The following is a 24,541-nucleotide window of genomic DNA, read 5'->3' on the forward strand; positions in this document are numbered from 1 at the left end:
ATGTCGAACCTTCCCGTAACAGTGGCGGATATCGAACAGGCGGCGCGGCGCATAAAGGGCCGGGTCTTGAATACGCCATTCGTGCTTTCCGCTTCGCTTTGCGAACGCTTCGGTGTGCCCGTCGGCCTGAAGCTTGAGCACCACCAGGCGACAGGCAGCTTCAAGCTCCGCGGCGCCACGAATGCCGTGCTCTCGCTGACGTCGGAAGAGCGGGCGAGGGGTGTCGTCGCCGCCTCGACCGGCAATCACGGCCGGGCGCTCGCCCATGCCGCCAAGGCCGCAGGATCAGTCGCGACAATCTGCGTGTCCAAACTCGTGCCCAACAACAAGGTGTCGGACATCCGAAGGCTTGGGGCCAATGTCCTGATCGTCGGCAAATCGCAGGACGAAGCCCAGCTTGAGGTGGATCGGCTGGTGGCTGAAGAGGGTCTCGTCATGGTGCCACCCTTCGATAATCGAACGGTCGTTGCCGGGCAGGGCACGCTCGGTCTGGAGATCGTCGAGGCAATGCCGGATGTGGCGACGGTTTTTGTGCCGCTTTCCGGCGGTGGGCTTGCGGCCGGTGTCGCCGCGGCCGTGAAAGGGCGGTCACCGAAGACCCGCGTCATCGGCCTTACGATGGAACGTGGCGCGGCAATGAAGGCGAGCCTTAACGCAGGGCGGCCGGTGCAAGTCGAGGAGGTGGCAAGCCTTGCCGATTCCCTCGGTGGCGGCATCGGCCTTGATAACGCCGTGACCTTCGAAATGTGCCGCGCGCTGCTCGACGACGTGATCTTGCTGTCTGAAGCCGAGATCGCGGCCGGTATGCGGCATGCGTATTCCCAGGAGCGCGAGGTGATCGAGGGGGCAGGGGCCGTCGGCATCGCGGCCTTGCTTTCCCGCCGGTTTGGCCGGCTGGAGGGGCCGGTGGCGGTCATCCTCTCCGGCCGCAATGTCGACATGGACCTGCATCGACGGGTCATCAATGGCGGGGTCGATCCGCTAGCGGAGACCGCGGCATGACGGCGATGAGAATTCTTACCGAGGCGGAACTCAGGCGTATCGTTCCGCTCGATCTCGATGCCATTGCCTGCGTCGAAGGAGCGTTTCACGCGCTTGCCACCAAAGCGGTGGCGATGCCGCCGATCCTGAGGCTCGACATCCCTGAAGAGCGCGGTGAGGTCGATGTTAAGACGGCTTACGTGCCCGGTCTCGACGGTTTCGCCATCAAGATCAGCCCCGGCTTCTTCAATAATCCGAAGATCGGCCTGCAGAGCACCAACGGCCTGATGGTGCTGCTTTCGGCGAAGACCGGCCTGGTAGAGGCCGTCCTGCTCGACAACGGTTACCTGACGGATGTGCGCACAGCGGCGGCCGGCGCGGTCGCGGCTCGACAACTTTCGCGCCCGGATGCCGCGGTTGCCGCCATCTTCGGCGCCGGCATGCAGGCAAGGTTGCAGCTTGAGGCCTTAAGTCTGGTGCGGCCGATCCGCGAAGCGCGCATCTGGGCGAGAGATGCTGCTAAAGCCGAGGCCGTCGCTGCGGACTTGACGGTGAAGCTCAGCTTTCCGGTTCGGGCGGAGGCCGACGGCCGGGCGGCTGTCGATGGTGCGGAGATCATCGTCACCACCACGCCTTCCGAAACACCGGTGCTTCGGGCCGAATGGCTCCAGCCTGGCCAGCATGTCACGGCCATGGGGTCGGACGCCGAGCACAAAAACGAGATCGAACCCGCCATTGTCGCCACCGCCGGCCTCTATGTCGCCGATAGCCTGAAGCAGACGCGCAGGCTCGGCGAATTGCATCATGCCATCGAAGCGGGCCTCGTGACGGAGGATACGATCTTCCCCGAACTCGGCGAGATCGTCGCGGGGCGCAAACCGGGCCGCAGCGGCCCCGAGCAGATCACCGTGGCGGACCTTACCGGCACGGGCATTCAGGACACGGCCATAGCTACGCTTGCTGGCGCCCGCGCGGCAATGGCGGGCGCCGGTACGATCTTCGAGAGTTGAGACCGGCTTTTCGCCGGGTATAGAGGAAAAACCGATGAAACAAGCGAACCTGAAGTTCTCACTTCCGGAGTATGAAACGCGTCTTCAAAAAACGCGAAAAGCGATGGAAGCCAAGGGCATCGACGTGCTGATCGTCAGCGATCCGTCGAACATGAACTGGCTGACCGGCTATGACGGCTGGTCTTTCTACGTGCACCAATGCGTCGTCGTGCCGCCGACGGGCGAGCCCATATGGTACGGACGCGGCCAGGATGCCAACGGCGCCAAATTCACCGCCTACCTCAAACACGAGAACATTGTCGGCTATCCGGACCACTATGTGCAGTCCACCGAACGCCACCCGATGGATTACCTCTCGGCCAAGATCGCCGAACGGGGCCTCGACAAGCTGACGATCGGCGTGGAGATGGATAATTACTGGTTCTCCGCCGCCGCCTTCGCTTCACTAGTGAAGCATCTGCCGAATGCGCGTTTCATCGATGCGACCGCACTCGTCAACTGGCAGCGCGCGGTCAAGAGCGAGGCCGAAATCCGCTACATGCGCAACGCCGCAAGGATCGTCGAAAAGATGCATGAACGCATCTTCGACAAGATCGCGGTCGGCATGCGCAAATGCGATCTGGTCGCGGAGATTTACGATGCCGGTACCCGAGGGGTCGATGGCATCGGCGGCGATTATCCAGCAATCGTGCCGCTGTTGCCTTCGGGCGTGGAGGCTTCCGCGCCGCACCTGACCTGGGACGACCGGCCGATGAAGAGAGGCGAAGGTACGTTCTTCGAGATTGCCGGCTGCTACCACCGTTATCACGTGCCGCTGTCGCGCACCGTCTTTCTCGGCAAGCCGACACAGGCGTTCCTCGATGCCGAGAAGGCGACGCTGGAAGGCATGGAGGCAGGCCTCGAAAAGGCACGGCCCGGCAATACCTGCGAGGATATCGCAAACGCTTTCTTCGCCGTGCTGAAGAAGTACGGCATCGTGAAGGACAATCGCACAGGCTACGGCATCGGCGTTTCCTATCCGCCGGACTGGGGCGAGCGCACGATGAGCCTGCGTCCCGGTGACCGCAGCGAACTCAAACCCGGCATGACTTTCCACTTCATGACGGGCCTCTGGCTCGAGGACATGGGTTTTGAGACCACGGAAAGCATCCTGATCACCGAGAGCGGTGTCGAGTGCCTCGCCAACGTGCCGCGCAAACTGCTCGTGAAGGATTGAGCCATGCGGGAAATCAACCTTCGTCCTTCGCCGATCAGTTCTACGGTCGATTTTTCGGCCGAGGGCGTTCAGCATGGTTTCCTGCGTCTGCCTTACAGCCGCGACGATTCCGCCTGGGGCTCGGTGATGATCCCGGTGACAGTCGTGAAGAACGGGGAGGGCCCGACGGCCCTTCTCACCGGCGGCAACCACGGCGATGAGTATGAGGGCCCGATTGCGCTCTTCGATCTCGCCCGCACGCTGAAGGCCGATGACGTCACGGGCCGCGTCATCATCGTGCCGGCGATGAACTATCCGGCCTTTTTGGCCGGCACCCGCACCTCGCCGATCGACAAGGGCAACATGAACCGAAGCTTTCCAGGCGCGCCGGACGGCACGGTCACCCAGAAGATCGCGGACTATTTCCAGCGCACGCTGTTACCGCTTGCCGAGATCGTGCTCGACTTTCATTCAGGCGGAAAGACGCTCGACTTTCTGCCTTTCTGCGCCGCCCATGTGCTGCCAGACAAGGCACAGGAGGAAAAATCCTTCGAACTCGTCAGGGCCTTCGGCGCCCCATGGTCGATGAAGATGCTGGAGATCGATGCCGTCGGCATGTACGACACGGCGGCGGAGGCGATGGGCAAGGTCTTCATCACCACCGAGCTCGGCGGTGGCGGCACGGCGACGGCCAGGAGCGCGCGTATCGCCAAGGCGGGCGTTTCCAACGTGCTGAAGGCGGCAGGTATCTTGAAAGGGGCAGTCGAAAGCGGTGAAACCACGTGGCTCGACATGCCCGACGGCAACTGCTTTTGCTTTGCCGAGGACGGCGGCCTTGTCGAACCGTTCGTCGATCTCGGCGACCAGGTGAGGAGCGGGGAAATCGTCGCCCGCATCTATCCGATCGGCCGTACAGGCGACGAACCGCTGAACATACGGGCAAAGATGGACGGCATCCTCGTCGCTCGTCATTTCCCCGGCCTCGTCAAATCCGGTGATTGCGTCAGCGTGCTCGCAACTATTGTCGCGGCATAGAGCTTAAGGACCACCGGCGACCGTCGCGTGCGAGCCATCCCCTAACCGAAAGGGGACGCCTCGCTGACGTCAATAAAACAAGGCAAGGATTTCTAACGCGCCCTGCGAAATTGGCTAACGTCAAGGTCGGACAGTTCTCTCCAAGCGTGTTCGAATTTCGAACTCGCAGATTGCCATGGTGGCATTGCCCTCCTGGCAGTCACGCGGGCCAGAACAACGCCGCCGGCTCGTTCGACAGTCACGATGACGCTACGGTGCCTGTCGTCTTCAGCGATCTTGTCGGCGATCGACCTGCCATTGGTCACCGCCTGACTGTCATTGGCGTGAAACGCTCCATGGTCATCGCGACTGATCCTGCCGGACAGGTGAATATGAAAGAGGTATCGGGGCATGTTGCCACTCGAGCAATGATAACTTTTCTACTTCTTAGCAGTCTCGTTGATCTATTGCGCGTGACAGTTGCGTGACATGGCTTGTGGGGCGTGACGCGGCCATCCATCGATGGCAGGTGAGGTGCGGCCACGCTTGAGAGTGGCCGTGTGGTTGACCTCATCATTTTACGGCTCCGCGCTCCCGACACACGGGTCTCGTCCGTCGAACGTGGTGCGCGCCAGGCAGAGGCGCTTTCGTATCCTGCTACCTCTTACGCTCTTTTCGCGTGAGGGCTGCTCCTTGGTACGGCGACTGTGGAGCGTTCAACCAAGCGGACGCCGAGATTGACCCGGCGCACATTGATTTCGGGGTCGTTGATCCGTTCCAGCAGGAGTTGGATGCCGGCACGGCCAAGCTCACCCCGGTCGATCCGCATCGTCGTCAGCGGCGGGCGGCTGTGCCGGGCGATCGCGATATCGTCGACCCCGATGATCGAGAAGTCTTCCGGAACCGAGTGACTACTCGCTTCGAGAGCTTGCATGACGTTGATCGCGATTAGATCGGTGCTGCAGAAGAACGCGGTTGTGTCGGTGAAACGCCCCTGCTTTATGGCCTGCCGTATCGCCGGCGTGGTGTCGGGCTCTTGCAGGCCCATGCGACCGAGATCAAAGATGTGTCTATTTTCGTCGAAGGCAATTCCGGCCTCCTCCAGCGCGATCCGGAAGCCTTCAAGGCGCCGGCGTAGCGACAGGCGGTGGGGAATTGTCACGTGCACGATCTCGCGGTGGCCGGCCGCAAGTAACCTTTGTGCAGCGAGCCAGCCGGCAGACCAGTTGTCGGGCAGCACGCATGAGAGCCGCATCGTCCGGTCCATGCCGTTGATGATGACGGCCGGGATGCCGCTATCGACAATCCTGTCGATCATGACGGGATGGTCCATGCCGAGCACGACAAGGGCGCCCGGCCGGATGTCGCGCAGAATGTCAGAGATTTCGCTGATCGCGATCTCCGCATCCAGCGAGACAAGCCTGACGTCGATCCTGAGCGAGCTTGTGCTGGCTTCTGCAAGCACGCCCTGGATCACGTCCTCGTAGAAAGCCGAACTGGCATAAAACTGTGCCGGCATCACCAGCACGGTGCTCTCGACGCCGGCGCGGATCAGCGAGCGGGCCGCCCGGACCTGGTAGCCCAGGCGCTCCGCATGATCGAGGATCTTGCGCCGGCTTTCGTCGCCGACGCCACCGCGATTGTTGAGCACCTTCGATACGGACGCGACCGAAACGCCCGCGGCGTCGGCGATGTCCTTGAGTGTCGGGGCGTTCGATTCGTCATCCATTTCGACGAAGGTTCCTATCTGGCCGGAGTGGGCGAGATTGATCGCGGCTGCATGGTCATGATCGTCCACTACCAGAAGAAGCGCGTGTGCCCAAGCGAACGCATCAGCGCCTCCATGAAATAATAGTCGCCGTAGGGCAGCATCGCATCGGAATAGCCGGCGCTGGCATGGGCTGCGCCATGGGCGAGCAGCCCTTCGGCCTTGGGATCGCCCGTCAGATCGCAAGTGTCGAGCAGGCCACCGATCAGGCGATCGCCGAATGCGTACCAGCGTTGTGCCTCCTCCGGTTCACAAAGCCCGGCGAGGATGAAGATGCCGGCCGCCATGATCGCGCCGGCGGAACTGTCGCGGGGCGCTGACTTGGCATCAGGAACCGAATAGTCCCAGACGGGGACGCCGTCGTCGCCCATCAGAGCTTCGGCCTTGGCAGCCAGACGTCTGGCGGCGTCGGCGAAGTGAGGGTTGCCGGTGGTTGCCGCGCACTGCGCATAGCCATGGATCAGCCAGGCCTGGCCGCGTGACCAGCAGGAATCATCCGCATATCCTTGATGGGTCTCCCCCCGCAAGGGCTTACCGCTTGAAGGGTCGAACAGGAACGTGTGGAAGCTTGTGTCGTCGGCGCGAACCAGGTGCTTCAGGGTTGTTTCGGCGTGGCCATCGGCGGCTTCGGCAAAATCGCCGCGGCCGGTCTCGCGGTGGGCCCAGTGTAGCAGCGCGAGGTTTTGCATCGTATCGACGATGACGCGCCCATTGACGAATTCGGAGCGAATGCCACCGTGGATCGAGCGAGCATTCCAGGCCTGGATATATCGTGCATCCGGGCGATAGCGCTCAAGCAGCCTCGCCGCAGCTTCAAGAGCGAGATCGCGAGCCTCCCGGTCGCCTGTCAGCAGCCACTCCGCAACGCAGCTCAAAGAAAACTGGAAGCCGAGATCGTGGTCTTGCGCATCGCGATGGCGCAAGATGTCGCGAAAAATGGCGCGGCGGGCCCGGGCGGCGTTCAGGAAGCTGGGATCGCCCGTGAGTTCCAGCGCAAGCCAGAGCTGGCCGGCGTGAAAGCTCACGACCCAGTCAAAGGGCCCGCAATAGCTCCACGTCTGATCCGGCAGGCCAATCTTCGGATTGCGCAGACCGATTGTCGGCATGGTCTGGCGCAATTTGGCAATGCAGCGTTCCAAAGCCTGCTGGTGACGTTCGCGATTGGGGCGATTGCCAACCATTTCGACCGCGTTGAAGTAGCTGTTTCGTTCGATGCGCATGATAAGCCTCACGTTGGTTTCGTGAAGTTTTCGCACAAATACGATAATTTCGTCAACTACGAAACTTTCTGTTGACGGGAAAATTTCTAGCCGCTAGGAGTCGAATGCTCGGGAGGAGCCGGGCATCGCTGGAGAGAGATACAATGTCCACATTAGGGACAACTGAAAGGCCGGCTGCCGGCAGCGGGTTCAGGCTCGCAGAGAGCCTGGCCGGGTACGGCTTTATCACGCCGTGGCTTATCGGCTTTTTTCTGCTGACGCTCGGGCCTGCTGTCGCCTCGTTCTATTTGTCTCTGACCGACTACAGCGGCCTTGGCGCAGCAAACTGGGTTGGCGCGGAGAACTACGTGCGCATCGCGACCGATGATCCGCGCTTCTGGACGGCGATGAACGTGACCTTCACCTTCGTGCTGCTGTCGGTTCCCTTGAAGTTGCTTTTTGCGCTTGCCGTGGCAGTGGCGCTAAACCGGGGGCTTGAAGGCCTGTCGCTCTTTCGCGCGATCTTCTATCTGCCGTCACTGGTCGGCGGCAGCGTCGCCGTGGCGGTCCTGTGGCGACAGGTGTTTGCCGGCGACGGATTGCTCAATCAGGCGCTTAACGCGTTGTTCGGTTTCGAAGGGCCAAGCTGGATCTCGAACCCTTCGACGTCGCTTTATACGCTCGTTCTCCTGGCGGTTTGGCAGTTTGGATCCTCGATGATCATCTTTCTTGCCGGTCTGCGTCAGATCCCGCAGGACATGTACGAGGCGGCAAGCATAGATGGCGCCAGCAAGGCCCGGCAGTTCTTCAAGATCACCTTGCCGCTTTTGACGCCGGTGATCTTCTTTAATGCCGTGATCCTGACGATCGATGCCTTCAAGGCCTTCACCTCGGCCTTTGTCATCAGCGACGGAACCGGCGGTCCGATCGACTCCACGCTGTTTTACACGCTCTACCTCTACCAGGAGGCCTTCACCAATTTCCGCTTCGGCTATGCCTCGGCGCTGGCCTGGGTCCTGGTGCTCATCATCGCCTTCTTCACCGCCATGTCATTCCTGACAGCCAGGTACTGGGTTCACTACGATGACTGATGCCGCTCTTTCGACGACCACCATCGCTTCGCGCGCCGACGCCGGCGTATCTGGCACATCCCCGTGGAAACGTGCTCTGCTTTATGCGCTGCTCGTCGCGGTCAGCTTTCTCATGCTCTATCCGCTGCTCTGGATGGTCGCGAGCTCGTTCAAGCCGGACAGCGAGATCTTCACCTCGACGGGGCTGATCCCGACTGACCCGACAGTCGATGCCTATCGCCGCGGCTGGACCGGCTTGAGTATCGGCTTTGGCTGGATGTTCTTCAATTCGCTGGTGATTTCGCTGCTCGTCGTCATCGGCAACCTCATTTCCTGCTCGATGGCGGCCTATGCCTTCACGCGCTTACGTTTCAAGGGGCGCGGTTTCTGGTTCACACTGATGCTCGGCACCTTGATGATGCCGCAGCATGCGGTGCTGATCCCGCAATATGTGATGTTCCTGAAGCTTGGCTGGGTGAACTCCATCCTGCCACTGGTGGTGCCGAAATTCCTGGCGATCGACGCCTTCTTCATCTTCCTGATGGTGCAGTTTTTCCGGGGCATCCCGCGCGAGCTCGACGAGGCGGCCATCATGGATGGTTGCGGCCCGCTGCGCATCTTCCTGAAGGTGATCCTGCCGCTCTCAACGCCGGTGTTGGCGACGGCAGCCGTCTTCTCGTTCATCTGGACCTGGGACGATTTCTTTGCGCCGCTCATCTACCTGAATGACATCGAAAAATACACCGCCCAGCTCGGTCTGCGCACCTTCGTCGACTCCACCGGGACGTCGGACTGGGGCTCGCTCTTTGCCATGTCGACGCTGACGGTGCTGCCAATCTTCATCCTCTTCATGCTGTTCCAGCGACTGCTGATCGAAGGCATCGCGACAACCGGCATGAAGCGCTGACACCAACTGGAATTGAGAGATAGGGACGGAAACGATGACGACGCTGGCTTTGAGCAAGATCAAGAAGAGCTTTGGCAATCTCGACATCATCCGCGGCGTCGATCTGGCGATCGGCTCCGGAGAGTTCGTGGTTTTCGTCGGCCCATCGGGGTGCGGCAAGTCGACCCTTTTGCGCATGATTGCGGGGCTCGAGCCGATCAGCGGCGGCGAACTTTCCATCGGCGGCGAGCGCATGAACGAGAAGGAGGCGAGCCAGCGCGGCATCGCCATGGTCTTCCAGTCCTATGCGCTCTACCCGCATATGAGCGTCTACAAGAACATGTCCTTCGGTCTCGAAACGGCAAAGATGCCGAAGCCGGAGATCGACAAGCGGGTCCGCAAGGCCGCCGACATCCTGCAGATTACCCATCTGCTCGACCGCAAGCCGAAGCAACTCTCTGGCGGCCAGCGGCAGCGCGTAGCGATCGGCAGGGCAATCGTGCGCGACCCGAAGATCTTCCTGTTCGACGAGCCGCTGTCCAATCTCGATGCGGAGCTTCGCGTCCAGACGCGCGTCGAGATAGCCAAGCTGCACAAGGATATCGGCGCGACGATGATCTACGTCACCCATGACCAGGTGGAGGCAATGACGCTTGCAGACCGCATCGTCGTCTTGCGCGCCGGGGTCATCGAACAGCACGGCACGCCGCTCGAGATCTATAACCGGCCCGCCAACCGCTTCGTCGCCGGCTTCATCGGCTCGCCCAAGATGAATTTCCTCGATGCCGTCGCACGCGACATCCGCGACGGCGGTATCTCGATCGATGTTGCCGGCAGAATTGCGCGGCTCCCGATCGAGGAGCGCATCGCGGTTGGCACAAAGGTCAGCCTCGGCCTGCGGCCCGAACATATCGGTATCGACGCGACCGGCGGGCTCGAACTTGGCGCGCTGACGGTCGTCCATGTCGAGCATCTCGGCGGTCAGACCATCGTTTACGGGCGGCTCACCGACGGGCAGTCGCTGACGGTTGCTCTCGATGGCCAACGCCCGATCACTGCCGGCTCAACGCTGGACGTCCGGATTGCCGCGGAAAACTGCCACCTGTTCGACGGGGCCGGCGACCGCGTCGGCCATTGATCGCAAAGAGAGATCTCAAGGAACAAATCATGGAGGAGGAGAACATGATCAACAGACGCCATTTTTTGCGTAACGCCGCGCTTTTCGGGGCCGGCGCCACGCTCGCGACGATGCCCGCGATCCGCGCCTTTGCGGAGGATTCCATGCGCCTTTATTGGTGGGGTACACCCAGCCGCGCCGAGCGCACGCTTGGCGTTGCCAAGCTCTTCGAGGCGGCGCATTCCGGCGCCAAGATCGTCGGCGAAGTGGGCGGGAGCGATTACTGGGCCAAACTGACGACGATGATCGCCGGTGGGAACGCCCCGGACATTTTCCAGCTCGAGCCCAGCCGCTTTGCCGATTATAGCCGCCGGTCCACCAACCTGCCGCTCAACGACTATCTCGGCAAGGTCATCCGCACGGACAAGCTGGTGCCAGGTGTGCTCGATCTTGGAACGGTCGACGGCAAGGTGACCGGTATGCCGTTGTCGCTGAACGCCTTTGCCATGATCTACGACGCTGATGCGGTCACGAAAGCCGGGCTTATCCCGCCTTCGGCCAAAACCACCTGGGACGACTTCGCCAAGTTCTCGATCGACCTTACCAAGGCAATAGGCAAGAAGAACGTCTGGGCGGTTGGAAACGCGTCGCGCTACACATACGCCTTCGAGGCGTTTTTGCATCAGCGCGGCAAGAAGCTCTACACGGAAGCCGGAAAGCTCGGCTATGAGGCCAGCGATGCGGCCGATTGGTTCGGCTATTGGGAGAGCCTCACCAAGAACGGCGGCTGCGTCTCCGCCGAGATACAAGCGCTCGACAAGGTGCTGGTCGACAGCAACCCGCTGGCGACCGGCAACGCGGCCATCGCGATTGCCTTCTCAAACCAGCTCCCTGCCTTCCAGAAGATCTCCAAGAGCACGCTCGATATCACGTCGCTGCCGGTCAGCAGTGCGGATGGTCCCTCCGGGCTTTTCTATCGCCCCGGCTTGCACTGGTCGATCGCAAGCACCGCGAAGAACCCGGAACTCGCAGCGCAATTCATCGACTTTTTCGTCAACGACCTGGAGGCCGGCAAGATCCTTCAGGTCGAGCGCGGCGTGCCTGTAAACACCGACGTGCAGACCGCCGTTCTTCCCTCGATCGACGCCACGGCGAAAAAGACGGTCGACTATGTCAACGGCATTGCGGATCGCGTCGGCACCTACCCGCCGGCCGTGCCGCTCGGTGCTGGTGAACTTGACGAGCGCGTCTTCCGGCCGCTCGCCGACAAGGTCGCCTTCGGCCAGCTGACGCCGGCGGAAGCAGGCAACGAACTCGTCTCATCGGCCGACCGCATTCTCAAGGCCTGAGCATCCGCTCCACTTTGCCGGGCCGCGCGGGAAGTCATCCCCCCGCGCGGCAATGTTCGAACGGAAACCTTTGGCATGACCGACATGATCTTCCCCGAAACCCTGTTTAAACCGTGGGCGGGCAATCCGCTCAAAAGCCGCGCCGATGTCGAGGCCGCGCTCAAGGCGCTGGTGGAGCCGGTTGAACAATATCGGTCTGCCGGCGGCGCTCGCATCCGGCTGGATGCGCATGCGGCACATTTCGACCAGGCGTCCGCCGACTTGGAGGGCTATTCCCGTCTGCTCTGGGGCCTGGCACCGGCCGAGGTCGGCGGCGCAACGTGGATCGATTGGACGCCGATCGCGCGCGGTCTTGCCAATGGCTGTGATCCGGCCCATCCGGAATACTGGGGCGACCCGTTCGACCGCAGCCAGCGCCTCGTGGAACTCGCAGCGATCGGATTTGCACTGAGGCTCGTTCCAGACAAGCTCTGGGCGCCCCTGTCTACGGCCGAACGGCGAAACGTTGTTGCCTATCTGCTCAAAGGCCATGCCTGCGAATATAGCGACAACAATTGGAAGTTCTTCCGGTTGCTCGTCAGCATGGGTTTGAGACATGTCGGGGTCGATTGTGATCGAGAACTCGACGACCAGTACCGGCAGGAACTCGACGCGTTCTACCTCGGCGATGGCTGGTATCACGATGGGGATACGCGCCGCGCCGACCACTACATTCCCTTCGCCTTTCACTTCTATGGCCTGATCCTGGCGGCCCTCGATGGCGGCGACTGGACGAAAAGGTATCGGGAGCGGGCCCGACTGATCGCCGGAGACATGGCGAGATGGTTTGCCGATGACGGACCGGCGCTCTGCTTCGGTCGCTCGATGACCTATCGTTTTGCCATTGCCGGCCTCTTCGGCGCCATGGCGCTCGCAGGCGACGAGGAGATCCCCTTCGGACAACAGAAGGGTTACTTCCTGCGTCATCTGCGCTGGTGGGCGAAGCGCCCCTTCGCCGCGCGCGATGGCGTGATGCCCGTCGGCTACGCCTATCCCAACCTCATCATGTCGGAACCGTACAATTCCGCGCAATCGCCCTATTGGGCGCTGAAGGCCTTCCTTCCGCTGATGCTGCCGGCGGACCATCCGTTCTGGGCGAGCGATGAGGACGCCTGCCCACAGCGATCCGCCGTCTCCACGCAGCGCCATATCGGTTTCCTGATCGCCAATCCGGCAGGGGATGCCATTGCGCTCTCCTGTGGCCAGCACACGAGCGCCGAGAACACCTTCATCCGCTTTGCGCCTGAGAAATACGCGAAGTTCGCCTATTCGGGGCGATACGGCTTCAGCATCGAGAACGATCTCTGGCGGTTCGACAATTCCGTGATCGAATCCATGATCGGCTTCAGCGATGACGGCGTGCATTTCCGCGTGCGCGAAACCAACGAAGAGGCGCTCGTCGCCGACAACCTTCTCTATGCGCGTTGGCGGCCCTTCGCCGATGTCTTGGTCGAGACCTGGCTTTACTGGGACGGCGATTACCAGGTTCGGCTTCACCGCATCGACACGCCGCGGACGCTCGCCACGATCGAAGGCGGCTTTGCAGTCGGGCGAGACGCCGGCGAAGTTTGCAAACAGGGTGCCGGCCGCGCTGTCGTTGCCACGGCGACGGACCTGTCAGCCATCCTCGACATCGGTTCGACGAACCCTCGTGAGGGCCGCTGCCATATCGCTGCCCCAAACACCAACCTGGTTTCCGCAAAAACCTTGGTTCCGCAATTGCGCGGTACTGTTCCAGTCGGCGTCAGCACGCTCGCCGTCGCCGTGCTTGCGCAGGCCGATGCGACAGAGGGGACAAGGAAACTATCCCGCTTGCCTGCAGCACCCGACGTCGGAGCGCTGCGACGGCGCCTGTCCGAGACGGGGACAACCGTAACGCTGATGCGCGGCGTACCGCTCTGACATCCTCGATCCTGCCACAACGACCGAAAGACTTGATATGACGATCCCCGATTTTACATCCCGCCACGCCATCGATCCGCTTGCTGCCGCAGCGATGGGAACCGACGAGCTGCGTCACAATTTCCACATTGGCGGTCTGTTTGCGAGCGATCGCGTCAACCTCACCTATACCCATTACGACCGCATGGTGATCGGTGGGGCGATGCCGGTCGAGGCGGAGCTAACGCTCGAAGCCATCAAGCCGATGGGAACGAAGACGTTTCTCGAGCGCCGCGAGCTGATTGCCGTCAACATCGGCGGGCCGGGGCGGGCCGTCGTTTCCGGAAAGAGCCATGTGCTCGGTCCCCGTGACATGATCTATGTCGGCATGGGGTCGGACGTGGTGTTCTCGTCGGACGACCGGTCGAAGCCGGCAAAGTTCTATCTGTTGTCAGCCCCCGCGCACCGTACTTACCCGACAGCGCTTTTGACGATCGCGGGCGCGAAACGTCTCGATCTCGGCAGCCTGGAAACATCGAACGAACGATCGATCTTTCAGTTCACCAATGGGATCGAGACCTGCCAGCTGGTCGTCGGAATGACGGAACTGAAAGAAGGGTCGGTGTGGAACACGATGCCGGCGCACATCCATGATCGACGCATGGAGGTCTATCTTTATTTCGACCTTCCGGAGCCGGCGCGGGTTTTCCATTTTTTCGGAGAGCCTTCCGAAACCCGCCATATCGTGATGGCGAACGAAGAGGCGGTGCTGTCGCCGGTGTGGTCTATACATTCCGGTTGCGGCACCTCCAGCTATGCCTTCATCTGGGCGATGGCGGGGGACAATGTCGACTACACCGACGCCGACCCGGTCCCGATGGAGACGTTGCGATGAGCGATCTCTCGGCCTTCAGCCTCGACGGCAAGCGCGTGCTGGTTACGGGTGCCAACACCGGGATCGGCCAAGGCATCGCGGTATCGGTGGCCCGGGCTGGCGGCGAAGTGGTCGCGGTCGGACGCTCGTCCATGGCCGAAACAGTCGAAAAGGTCGAAGCGGCGGGCGGCCGGATCCAGCCGTTTGCCTGCGATCTTGGCGATGGAGAGGCGGTCAAAACGTTGCTTGACCGCGTCTGGGGACAGTGCGGCCCATTGGATGGACTGGTCAACAATGCCGGCATCATTCGTCGGTCGGCCTCCACCGAGCTCTCGGAGGCCGACTGGGATGACGTGATCGACCTCAATCTCAAGGCGGCCTTTCTTCTTTGCCAGGCCTATGGCCGAAAACTCCTGGACGAAAAGCGAGCCGGGCGGATCGTCAATATTGCCTCGTTGTTGTCCTTCCAGGGCGGCATTCGTGTCGCATCCTATACCGCCTCAAAACATGGAGTGCTGGGCATTACCCGCATCCTTGCCAACGAATGGGCAAGCAAGGGCATCAACGTCAATGCGATCGGGCCTGGCTACATCGTCTCCAACAACACCGAGGCGCTGCGCGCGGATGCGAACCGCTCAGCGGCAATCCTGGACCGCATCCCGGCCGGTCGCTGGGGCACGCCCGATGATATCGGCGAGGCTGCCGTTTTTCTCTTGGCGCCGGCATCCCGCTACATGCATGGCGCGGTCGTCCCGGTTGATGGCGGCTGGTTGGCGCGATGAATTGCGTTGCTGCCGTCCGGGTAGCGATCAGGCCGGCGCAGAGGTTAGCCTGCGGGCAATGTCGAAAAAGGCGCTGACCAGTTTCCCGTTGCTGCGCTCGCGCAAACAGATGAGTGCTTCGTCCATCAGCATCTCGGGCGCTTCGATCTCGATGGGAATGAGGCGGCTGTCTTGCCCGAACTCCGCCGACGAAACGAAGCCGACCCCGCCGCCGGCGGCGACGATCTCGCGCACCGCCTCACGACCTTCGGCTTCGATGAGCGGCGTCAGTTGCACGCCACATTGCTGCGACATCGTTTCGAGCTTTTGGCGGGTCTTGGAGCCTTGCTCGCGCATGACCAAGGGGTGCTTCACGAGTTCAGCGAAAGTCACCTTTTTCTTGCCTTGCAGCGGATAGTCACGGCTCGCAAAGGCTATGATCGGCGTGGAGTTGAGTTTCAGGATGTCGAAGTCGCTCGATTGCGGGATCTCGCCGAGAACGCCGATGTCTGCCTCATAGGCGTGCAGGCTGGTGATGACGGTTTCGGTGTTGCCGGAATCGATCGACACCTGGACGGTCGGATAGGTGCGCCGGAAAGCGGCAAGGATATGCAGCAGGTGATGGGCGGCATCGGCAACGATCCGTAGTTTTCCCGCTCTCAGCGCCCGTGATTCCGACAAAAGATCCAGGGCCTGCTGCTCGACGTCGAACATGCGGCGGGTGACTTCCAGGAGCTGTTGGCCCGCCTGGGTCAGCGTCACCTGCTTCTTGTTCCGGTTGAAGAGGAGGACATCATATTCCTCCTCGAGCTTGCGCACCTGATCCGAGACTGCCGGCTGAGTGAGGAAGAGCGCTTCGGCGGCACGCGAGAAACCGCCGTGGATGGCCACGTTATGAAAGGCGCGGAGCTGGACATAGCGCATGCGTACGACGCCTTCTTGAATAGATTTGAACGATAGTTTGATTAAAACGAACGATTTGATTTATGTAAAGCGGGCGCGGATAGTTTTCGGATTCCACCTGTATCCGGAGCGCGCCTCATGAACCTCCCGGCCGTCGTCCTCGAGCTTGCCGCCGCCACCGTCCTCTTGCTCTACGCCGTCAGCCTCGTGAAGAAAGGTGTTGAGGCGGCGGCAGGCGACATCGTCGCGCGTACCGTCGGTGGCGCCGGTGGACGACCGCGTGCGGCCATCTGCGGCTGCGCGGTTGCCATTGCGCTGCAAAGCTCGACGGCGGTCGCCATGCTTGCCGCCGGTTTTGCCGTCAGCGGCGCGCTGGCGCTTGATACCGGCCTGGCGGTGCTGCTTGGCGCCGATCTCGGCTCGGCGCTTGTCGTCAAGATCCTATCCTTCGACTTGCATTGGCTGGCGCCGCTTCTGATCGCCGTTGGCGGTCTCGCGCATCTGAAGGCATCGACCCGCAAGTCCGTCGAGACCGGGCGTGCAGTGCTCGGCATCGGTCTGCTGCTCCTCTCGCTGCAGATGATCGGCCATGCGACGCAGCCGCTCTCTCAGAGCCCGATGCTGCCTTCCGTCGTCGCTTTCGTCGGCAAGGATGCCTTGAGCGTGATGATCCTTGCCGCCTTCTTCACTTGGGCGCTGCACTCCAGCGTGGCAGCGATCCTGCTGATCCTGACCTTTGCCGTGAAGGGCATCGTGCCCCTGGACGTCGGCATTCCCCTGGTGCTCGGCGTCAACATCGGCGGCGGGCTCATCGCGCTGTGGCTGACCCGCGGTCTGCCGGTCGAAGGCCGACGCCTGCCGCTTGGTAATCTCCTCTTCCGCGCCCTGTTCGCCGCAGCGATCTTCGGACTCTTTTCGCTGCATTCCCCGTTCGACTGGCTTCCTGGGGAGACTGTGGCCGGCAAGCTGGTCAATCTGCATGTGCTCTTCAACGCTGCCCTGGTTCTCGTCGGGGTGATTTTCTGCGGCCCGATGGCGCGCCTCGTTCGGTTGCTCATGCCGGAGGCCGCCGGTGCCAATGATCGTGCGGCTCATGTCAGCGCGCTCGACCCGGCGCTGATCGACAAACCGGCGCAGGCGCTCGCGGCCGCGGCACGCGAGGTGTTGCACATGGGCAATCTTATCGCCCGGATGCTGGAGCCCGTCATGACCGTCATTCACGCGCCGACACCGCAGGCGGTCAAGGCGCTCAGAAGCATCGATGGCGACATCCACGTGGCCCATAGCGCAATCAAGCTCTACATCGCCGCCGTCAACCGCGGCATCCTGACCGAAGAGCAATCGCGGCGCGGCATCGAACTCACCGAGGCAGCGATCCATCTCGAATATGCCGGAGACGTCGTCGCAAAGAGCCTCCTGCAAATGGCCGAGGAGCGGCTTGCGGGCGCAGGGACCTTCTCGCAGGAGGGATGGCGTGAACTCACCTTGCTGCATGCGGCCGTGTCTTCCAACGTCAGGCTGGCGGCCAATCTTCTCGTCTCCCCGGACCCGGTGATCGCGCGCGAAATGGTTCGGCAGAAGGAACATGTGCGTCGCCTGGTCGAAGAAAGCAGCAAGTGCCATCTGGAGCGGCTTCGGCAGGGCATCGCGACCAGCATCCTGTCGAGCGACATGCATCTCGAGATCGTTCGGGCGCTGAAGGAGGTCAATTCGCTGGTGACGACGATGGCCTATCCGCGCCTGCGCGAGAGCGGGGACCTCCTGGAAAGCCGGCTCGTACCTGCTGCGTAGACATATAAATTCAAGCGATAGGTTGATACAAAAGAACGATTTTACAGATAGATGTTTCCGCCCCATTGTCGTTCTCGAACACGCCAACCGCGAGGACGGACAATGCCAAACACCGCTTCTGAAAGAACCATCGCGCCCCTGGAAACACCGAGGCTGGGCGAGCCTTATCTCTTGACGCCCGGCCCGCTAACCACGGCCTATCGGGTGAAGGAAGCCATGCTGCGGGACTGGGGTTCCTGGGATGGCGATTTCCGGGCAATGACCGCCAAGCTTCGCCAGGAACTGCTCGAGATTGCCGGCGATGCCAAGGGCGAGTTCGATTGCGTGCCGATGCAAGGCAGCGGTTCGTTTTCGGTCGAGGCGATGCTCGGCAGCTTCGTCCCGAAGGACGGGAAGGTGCTGGTGCTGATGAACGGCGCCTATGGCAAGCGCATCGCCCAGACGCTTTCCTATCTCGGTCGTGACCATGTGACGATCGACAAGGGCGACTACATGCCGCCACGCGGTCCGGAGGTTGCAGCAGCGCTCGATGCCGACCCTGGGATCACCCATGTCGTGATCGTCCATTGCGAAACGAGCTCCGGCATCCTCAACCCGTTGAAGGAGATTTCCGACACAGTCTATTCCCGCGATCGTAAGTTGCTCGTCGACTCCATGAGCGCCTTCGGCGCAGTGCCGGCCGGTATCGGCGATTTCCGCTACGAGGCGATCGTTTCTTCCGCCAACAAGTGCATCGAGGGTGTGCCGGGCTTCGGCTTCGTTATCGCCCGCAAGAGCGAGCTGGAGGCAGCCAAGGGGCGCAGCCATTCACTCAGCCTCGATGTGCATGCCCAGTGGGACTACATGAACAAGACCGGCCAGTGGCGCTTCACGCCGCCGACCCACGTTGTCGCGGCTTTCCTGGAGGCCTTGCGTCTGCATCGGGAAGAGGGCGGTGTCGCCGGTCGCGGAGCCCGTTATGCCCGCAACCGCGACGTCATGGTCGCCGGCATGCGCGAGGCCGGTTTCGAGACGTTGCTTGCCGACCAGTGGCTGTCGCCGATTATCGTCACCTTCTTCAGCCCGGCCCACCCGGCCTTCGCCTTCGACCGCTTCTACGACCTGATGAAGGACAAAGGCTTCATTATCTACCCGGGTAAGCTGACGGTGGTCGACAGTTTCCGCGTCGGCTGCATCGGCCGCATGGACGAGCATGTCATGCGCCGCGTGGTCGAGGCCGCGCGCAACTCACTCTCCGAAATGGGCGTCGACAGCGCCGCTCCCCCGGCCGTCGCCCTTGAAGAACGTCGCCGTCTCGCTGCCTGAACTGAGGAAATTACGATGAACAAGATGTCCAAGATCACCGTTACCGCCAACCGTCGCACCTATCCCTGGCCGAATGTCCCGGCCATCGCCATCTGCCTCGACGGCTGCGAGCCGGCCTATCTCGACGAAGCCATCAAGGCCGGGCTGATGCCGACGCTCGAGCGCATCCGCAAGACCGGGACGGAGCGCACCGCGCTCAGCGTTATCCCGAGCTTCACCAATCCGAACAACCTTTCCATCGCTACCGGCCGGCCGCCGGCGATCCACGGCATCTGCGGCAACTATCTCTACGAACCGCAGACGGGTAACGAAGTGATGATGAACGATCCACGCTTCCTGCGCGCCCCGACCATCTTCAAGGCTTTCTACGATGCTGGTGCGAAGGTCGCCGTGGTGACGGCGAAGGACAAGCTCAGGGCGCTGCTCGGCCACGGGCTGAAGTATGACGAGGGCAGGGCCATCTGCTTCTCGTCTGAAAAGGCGGACAAGACGACCGAGGCGGAAAACGGCCTCGACAATGCCTCGGCCTGGCTCGGTCGCGCCGTACCGGAAGTCTATTCGGCCGATCTCTCCGAATTCGTCTTTGCCGCCGGCGTCAAGCTGCTCAAGGAATTTCGGCCGGATGTCATGTACCTGACGACCACCGACTATGTGCAGCACAAATATGCGCCGGGCGTACCCCAGGCGAACGCCTTCTATGAGATGTTCGACAAGTATCTGACCGAACTCGACGCGCTCGGCGCGGCCATCATCGTCACGGCCGACCACGGCATGAAGCCGAAGCACAAGGCGGACGGTTCGCCGGATGTCATCTACGTGCAGGACCTGCTCGACCAATGGCTCGGCAAGGACGCCGCGCGCGTCATCCTGCCGATCACCGACCCCTATGTCGTGCATCACGGCGCGCTCGGCTCGTTTGCCACGGCCTATCTGCCCGAAAGCGCGGACAAGGAGGAGATCATCGAGCGGCTGCAGGCGATCGAAGGCATCGACGTCGTGCTCTCCCGCCCGGAAGCCTGCGTACGCTTCGAGCTGCCCGACGATCGGATCGGCGATCTCGTGCTGATCTCCTCGGAAAACAAGACGCTCGGCACCAGCGAACATCGCCATGATCTGGCGGCGCTGAACGAACCGCTGCGCTCGCATGGCGGCCTGACCGAACAGGCGGTGCCTTTCATCGCCAACCGCAAACTGCCCGAATTGCTGACATCCGCGTCGTTGCGCAATTTCGATGCGTTCTACTACGCGCTCGTCGCAGCCGCCCAGACAACGCACTAGGGAGGGAGCGATGACCAAGGTGGAAACAGCATTTGCAATTCGCCACGAGCCCATGCGGATCGCCGGCAAGACAGTCGATACCGAAGGGCGCATCGAGGTGCGCTACCCTTTCAACGATGCGGTGATCGGCACGGTGCCTGCGGGCAGCGCCGAGCATGCGCGCAAGGCCTTCGAGATCGCGGCCGCCTACCAGCCGAAGCTGACGCGTTACGAGCGTCAGCGCATCCTGCTCAAGGCTGCGGACCTGCTCGTTGCCCGCAAGGAGGAGATCTCTGATCTGATCACGCTGGAGCTCGGGATCTCCAAGCAGGACTCGCTCTACGAGGTCGGCCGCGCCTTCGACGTGCTGACGCTCTCGGGCCAGATGTGCATTCATGACGACGGCGAGATCTTCTCCTGCGACCTCACACCACACGGCAAGGCGCGCAAGATCTTCACCACGCGCGAACCGCTCAACGCCATTTCGGCGATCACGCCGTTCAACCATCCGCTCAACATGGTGGCACACAAGGTCGCGCCGGCGGTTGCGACGAACAATTGCGTTGTGCTCAAGCCGACAGAACTGACGCCGATGACGGCGCTTATCTTCGCCGACATTCTCTATGAGGCCGGCCTGCCGCCGGAAATGCTCTCGGTCGTGACCGGCTGGCCCGCCGATATTGGCATGGAGATGATCACCAATCCGAACTTCGACCTCATCACCTTTACCGGCAGCGTTCCAGTCGGCAAGCTGATCGCGGCCCACGCCCACTACAAGCGGCAGATCCTGGAGCTCGGCGGCAACGACCCGCTGATCATCCTCAACGATCTGTCGGACGACGATCTCGCAAGAGCCGCGGATCTGGCCGTTGCCGGCGCGACGAAGAACTCCGGCCAGCGTTGCACCGCTGTGAAACGCATCCTCTGCCAGGAGAGCGTTGCCGACCGCTTCGTGCCGCTGGTGCTCGAGCGAGCGAAAAAGCTGAGGTTCGGCGATCCGATGGACCGGGCGACGGACCTTGGCACGGTCGTCCATGCCAAGGCGGCGGAAGTCTTCGAGCGGCGGGTGCACCGGGCAGCGGAAGAAGGGGCGGAGATCCTCTACGATCCCGGCCGTAAAGGCGCCCTCTTGCCGCCAATCGTTGTCGACCGCGTTAAGCATTCGAGCGAACTGGTGATGGAAGAAACCTTCGCGCCGATCATACCGATCGTGCGCGCGCCCGATGATGACGACGCGCTGATCGCGCTCTCGAACTCAACCGCCTTCGGCCTTTCTTCCGGCGTCTGCACCAATGACTTCCGGCGAATGCAGAAATACATCGCCGGGCTGAAGGTCGGCACGGTCAACATCTGGGAAGTGCCGGGTTACCGGATCGAGATGAGCCCCTTCGGCGGCATCAAGGATTCCGGCAACGGCTACAAGGAAGGCGTCATCGAGGCGATGAAGAGCTTTACCAACGTCAAGACATTCTCCTTGCCATGGTGATTTCAAGCGTTTCCCCCGCTGATTCACCCCTCTGGGAGCCGCCATGGCGGCTCCCTTTTTATTTGCTCCCGCAGCGTCGCGGGGCTCTGCGCGACGCGCAATCGTAGATCTGCTCCTTCATCCGGCAGATTGTGCGAAATCGTATCGAAACCTGCCGCCGCCTTGGTCAAGCGCGGTTTCCATGCCCAGTTCTGCGGCAGAACATCCATAGTTTTTTTCTTCTAATCGATAAGAATAATAAATTTTACTTACAGGAAACCGCTGCGCAGAATGTTTCCCGAAGCCGATCACAACAGGGCAACGACAAGATTGTCCGCCGCGCTTCCCCGGTTTTACCAGGACCTCAGAGGAGAACTTCAATCATGAACAGACGCATGCTCTTTGTGCTTGCCGGCGCCGTTTCCGCTGTGCTTCCTGCCATCGCTGCCGCTGAAACGCAGCTCACCGTCTACACCGCCGTCGAAGCCGTCGACCTCGACCGCTACAAGGCGACCTTCGAAAAGGCCCACCCGGACATCAAGATCAACTGGGTGCGCGATTCCACAGGCGTCATGACCGCCAAGCTGCTTGCAGAAAAGGACAATCCGCAGGCCGATGTCGTCTGGGGGCTCGCTGCAACCTCGCTGCTTCTCTTGAAGACCGAAGGCATGCTGGAACCTTACCAGCCCAAGGGCGTCGAGACGCTCGACCCGAAATTCGTCGACAAGGACACGCCGCCGAGCTGGGTCGGCATGGACGCCTATGTCGCGGCTCTTTGCTACAACACGGTCGAGGGCGAAAAGCTCGGCCTCAAGCCGCCGACGAGTTGGAAAGACCTGACGAACCCCGAATACAAGGGCCACGTGGTGATGCCGAACCCGGCATCCTCGGGCACCGGTTTCCTCGACGTCTCCGGCTGGATGCAGATGTGGGGCGAGGAGAAGGCCTGGGACTACATGGACAAGCTCCACGAGAACATCTCCGCCTACACCCATTCCGGCTCCAAGCCGTGCAAGATGGCAGGCGCCGGTGAAGCCGTCATCGGCGTGTCCTTCGAGTTTCCGGGCGCCAAGGCCAAGAGTGCCGGTGCACCGATCGACATCATCTTCCCCGCCGAGGGTTCGGGCTGGGAGGCCGAGGCAACCGCAATCATCGCTGGCACGGCAAACCTCGAAGCCGCAAAGACGCTCGTCGACTGGTCGGTCACCAAGGAAGCGAACGAAATGTACAATGCCGGCTATGCCGTCGTTGCCTATCCGGGCGTCGCCAAGCAGGTCGAGCACCTGCCCGACGACATCGCTTCCCGGATGATCGTCAACGACTTCGAGTGGGCCGCAAACAACCGCTCTGACATCCTCAAGGAATGGCAGAAGCGTTACGACGCCAAGTCTGAACCGAAGAGCTGAGCCTGATCGGCCGGGCGCAGCGCCTTTGCGCTGCGCCCGATCGCATTTCTCGGAAAGAAAATCCCTCAAGCCAGCGGAGCTTGCAGATGAGGCATGCCCTGTCGATCGAACCGACGCCCACCAGCCGTCAGCACTTCGCCGATGACGCGGCCGCGGAGCCGGCCCCCTACTTGCAGATCTCGGATCTCTGGAAGACCTATGGCGATTTCGTCGCGCTTCGCGACATTTCGCTGTCGATTGCCAGGGGCGAGTTCGTCTGTTTTCTCGGCCCGTCCGGCTGCGGCAAGACGACGTTGCTGCGAGCCATCGCCGGTCTCGACCTGCAGACGCAAGGCACCATCCTGCAAGACGGCCGCAATATCTCGACGCTGCCGGCTTCCCGCCGCGACTATGGCATCGTCTTCCAGTCTTATGCGCTCTTTCCCAATCTGACGATCGAGCAGAACATCGCCTTTGGCCTGGAAAACACCGGCCGATCGAAGGCGGGGGTCGCATCCCGGGTCGCCGAACTCTTGGAAACGGTCGGCCTTTCGGCGCACGGCAAGAAGTATCCGGCCCAGCTTTCCGGTGGCCAGCAACAGCGCATCGCGCTTGCCCGCGCCATCGCCATCTCGCCGGGGCTATTGTTGCTCGACGAGCCGCTGTCGGCACTCGACGCCAAGGTTCGCGTGCACCTTCGCCATGAGATCAAGGCGCTGCAGAGAAAGCTCGGTGTGACGACCATCATGGTGACGCACGACCAGGAGGAGGCCCTCGCCATGGCCGACCGGATCGTCGTCATGAACCACGGCGTCATCGAGCAGGTCGGCTCGCCGACCGAAATCTACCGTCATCCCGAAACGCTGTTCGTCGCCGACTTCATCGGCGAGACCAATCAGTTCGAAGCCCGGGTTCTTGGAGATGGCGAAGTCGAGATCGGCCACTCCGCCTTTTGCTGTTCGACGGAGGATTTTTCCGCCGGCCATGCGGCAACGGCGGTCGTCCGCCCGGTTGACATCATTCCCCACGGAGCCGATGCCCATGCCGTCAACGCCAGCGACCGGCCGGCCACACCGCAGAACCTGATCGATGCCGAGGTGCGCGAGATGGAGTTCCTCGGCATGTTCTGGCGCACGCGCCTGACGGCCCCGCGTCTCGGCGAGCGCACGCTGGTTGCCGACTTCTCCGTCAACGCGGTGAGACGCCTCCGGATCGAAACCGGCGGCGCCATCCAGGTGGAGATCCCGCGCGAACGCCTGCTGCTCTATCCGAGGGGGGCTGGACGATGAAC

General features: G+C 61.9%; 21 protein-coding genes. 17 read left to right on the forward strand and 4 right to left on the reverse strand.

Annotation, left to right across the window (positions count from 1 at the left end):
• Genes eutB through doeB form a run of 4 tightly spaced genes read left to right on the forward strand, consistent with a single transcriptional unit; the run spans position 1 to position 4,221 of the window.
• Complete coding sequence (gene eutB / locus BLU15_RS27655; protein ID WP_090299810.1) at positions 1-1,002, forward strand: hydroxyectoine utilization dehydratase EutB; 1,002 nt, start codon at positions 1-3, stop codon at positions 1,000-1,002.
• Positions 999-1,991, forward strand: coding sequence for an ectoine utilization protein EutC (gene eutC / locus BLU15_RS27660; protein ID WP_090299812.1), 993 nt, complete (start codon positions 999-1,001; stop codon positions 1,989-1,991). Before eutB ends, eutC begins: the two co-directional genes overlap by 4 nt.
• A 34-nt stretch (positions 1,992-2,025) precedes the next feature.
• Positions 2,026-3,207, forward strand: a complete 1,182-nt coding sequence (gene doeA, locus BLU15_RS27665) for an ectoine hydrolase DoeA (protein WP_060608010.1) — start codon at positions 2,026-2,028, stop codon at positions 3,205-3,207.
• A 3-nt stretch (positions 3,208-3,210) separates the two neighbouring features.
• Positions 3,211-4,221, forward strand: a complete 1,011-nt coding sequence (doeB, locus tag BLU15_RS27670) for a N(2)-acetyl-L-2,4-diaminobutanoate deacetylase DoeB (protein WP_090299814.1) — start codon at positions 3,211-3,213, stop codon at positions 4,219-4,221.
• A gap of 92 nt (positions 4,222-4,313) precedes the next feature.
• Here doeB and BLU15_RS40935 read toward each other — a convergent pair whose 3' ends face one another.
• From BLU15_RS40935 to BLU15_RS27685, 3 genes are all read right to left on the reverse strand, one after another.
• Positions 4,314-4,613: a DUF6894 family protein gene (locus BLU15_RS40935; RefSeq protein ID WP_034794785.1), complete on the reverse strand. Its 300-nt coding sequence runs from the start codon at positions 4,611-4,613 to the stop codon at positions 4,314-4,316.
• A 251-nt stretch (positions 4,614-4,864) separates the two neighbouring features.
• Complete coding sequence (locus BLU15_RS27680) at positions 4,865-5,929, reverse strand: LacI family DNA-binding transcriptional regulator (RefSeq protein ID WP_127890390.1); 1,065 nt, start codon at positions 5,927-5,929, stop codon at positions 4,865-4,867.
• A gap of 68 nt (positions 5,930-5,997) precedes the next feature.
• Positions 5,998-7,188 carry a YyaL domain-containing protein gene (locus BLU15_RS27685; RefSeq protein ID WP_060643679.1) on the reverse strand — a complete coding sequence of 397 codons (1,191 nt, stop codon included), beginning with the start codon at positions 7,186-7,188 and terminating at the stop codon, positions 5,998-6,000.
• Between the two features lie 143 nt (positions 7,189-7,331).
• Between BLU15_RS27685 and BLU15_RS27690 the strand changes: the two genes are divergently transcribed.
• From BLU15_RS27690 to kduD, 7 genes are all read left to right on the forward strand, one after another.
• Positions 7,332-8,258, forward strand: coding sequence for a carbohydrate ABC transporter permease (locus tag BLU15_RS27690; protein ID WP_034794779.1), 927 nt, complete (start codon positions 7,332-7,334; stop codon positions 8,256-8,258).
• On the forward strand, positions 8,251-9,144 hold the full coding sequence (locus tag BLU15_RS27695) for a carbohydrate ABC transporter permease (RefSeq protein WP_034794776.1): 894 nt from the start codon (positions 8,251-8,253) through the stop codon (positions 9,142-9,144). The genes BLU15_RS27690 and BLU15_RS27695 overlap by 8 nt, the downstream gene beginning before the upstream one ends.
• Before the next feature lie 34 nt (positions 9,145-9,178).
• Complete coding sequence (locus tag BLU15_RS27700) at positions 9,179-10,261, forward strand: ABC transporter ATP-binding protein (protein ID WP_090299816.1); 1,083 nt, start codon at positions 9,179-9,181, stop codon at positions 10,259-10,261.
• A 44-nt stretch (positions 10,262-10,305) separates the two neighbouring features.
• Positions 10,306-11,589 carry an ABC transporter substrate-binding protein gene (locus tag BLU15_RS27705; protein ID WP_034794917.1) on the forward strand — a complete coding sequence of 428 codons (1,284 nt, stop codon included), beginning with the start codon at positions 10,306-10,308 and terminating at the stop codon, positions 11,587-11,589.
• An 84-nt stretch (positions 11,590-11,673) separates the two neighbouring features.
• Positions 11,674-13,530 (forward strand): DUF2264 domain-containing protein, encoded by a 1,857-nt coding sequence (locus BLU15_RS27710; RefSeq protein ID WP_371590105.1) that lies wholly within the window; start codon positions 11,674-11,676, stop codon positions 13,528-13,530.
• Positions 13,531-13,567: 37 nt separating this feature from the next.
• Positions 13,568-14,404 carry a 5-dehydro-4-deoxy-D-glucuronate isomerase gene (gene kduI, locus BLU15_RS27715; RefSeq protein ID WP_090299820.1) on the forward strand — a complete coding sequence of 279 codons (837 nt, stop codon included), beginning with the start codon at positions 13,568-13,570 and terminating at the stop codon, positions 14,402-14,404.
• A complete protein-coding gene (gene kduD, locus BLU15_RS27720; protein ID WP_090299822.1) occupies positions 14,401-15,165 on the forward strand; it encodes a 2-dehydro-3-deoxy-D-gluconate 5-dehydrogenase KduD in 765 nt (254 codons plus the stop codon). Before kduI ends, kduD begins: the two co-directional genes overlap by 4 nt.
• 27 nt (positions 15,166-15,192) lie before the next feature.
• Here kduD and BLU15_RS27725 read toward each other — a convergent pair whose 3' ends face one another.
• A complete protein-coding gene (locus BLU15_RS27725) occupies positions 15,193-16,068 on the reverse strand; it encodes a LysR substrate-binding domain-containing protein (protein ID WP_034794762.1) in 876 nt (291 codons plus the stop codon).
• 117 nt (positions 16,069-16,185) lie between these two features.
• Between BLU15_RS27725 and BLU15_RS27730 the strand changes: the two genes are divergently transcribed.
• The 6 genes from BLU15_RS27730 (at position 16,186) to BLU15_RS27755 (ending at position 24,539) form a co-directional block, all read left to right on the forward strand.
• On the forward strand, positions 16,186-17,838 hold the full coding sequence (locus BLU15_RS27730; protein WP_090299823.1) for a Na/Pi cotransporter family protein: 1,653 nt from the start codon (positions 16,186-16,188) through the stop codon (positions 17,836-17,838).
• A gap of 102 nt (positions 17,839-17,940) precedes the next feature.
• Positions 17,941-19,143 (forward strand): 2-aminoethylphosphonate--pyruvate transaminase, encoded by a 1,203-nt coding sequence (locus tag BLU15_RS27735; RefSeq protein ID WP_090299825.1) that lies wholly within the window; start codon positions 17,941-17,943, stop codon positions 19,141-19,143.
• 15 nt (positions 19,144-19,158) lie between these two features.
• Entirely contained in the window at positions 19,159-20,421 is a 1,263-nt protein-coding gene (gene phnA, locus BLU15_RS27740) for a phosphonoacetate hydrolase (RefSeq protein ID WP_034794753.1), read from the forward strand.
• 10 nt (positions 20,422-20,431) lie between these two features.
• Entirely contained in the window at positions 20,432-21,886 is a 1,455-nt protein-coding gene (gene phnY / locus BLU15_RS27745; protein ID WP_034794751.1) for a phosphonoacetaldehyde dehydrogenase, read from the forward strand.
• Between the two features lie 362 nt (positions 21,887-22,248).
• Entirely contained in the window at positions 22,249-23,271 is a 1,023-nt protein-coding gene (locus BLU15_RS27750) for a putative 2-aminoethylphosphonate ABC transporter substrate-binding protein (protein ID WP_034794747.1), read from the forward strand.
• Between the two features lie 86 nt (positions 23,272-23,357).
• Entirely contained in the window at positions 23,358-24,539 is a 1,182-nt protein-coding gene (locus BLU15_RS27755; RefSeq protein WP_113504540.1) for a putative 2-aminoethylphosphonate ABC transporter ATP-binding protein, read from the forward strand.
• The last annotated feature ends 2 nt before the right edge of the window (positions 24,540-24,541 follow it).

Origin of the sequence: Ensifer sp. YR511 (genome assembly GCF_900103045.1) — a bacterium.
Classification (GTDB): Bacteria; Pseudomonadota; Alphaproteobacteria; order Rhizobiales; family Rhizobiaceae; genus Ensifer; species Ensifer adhaerens.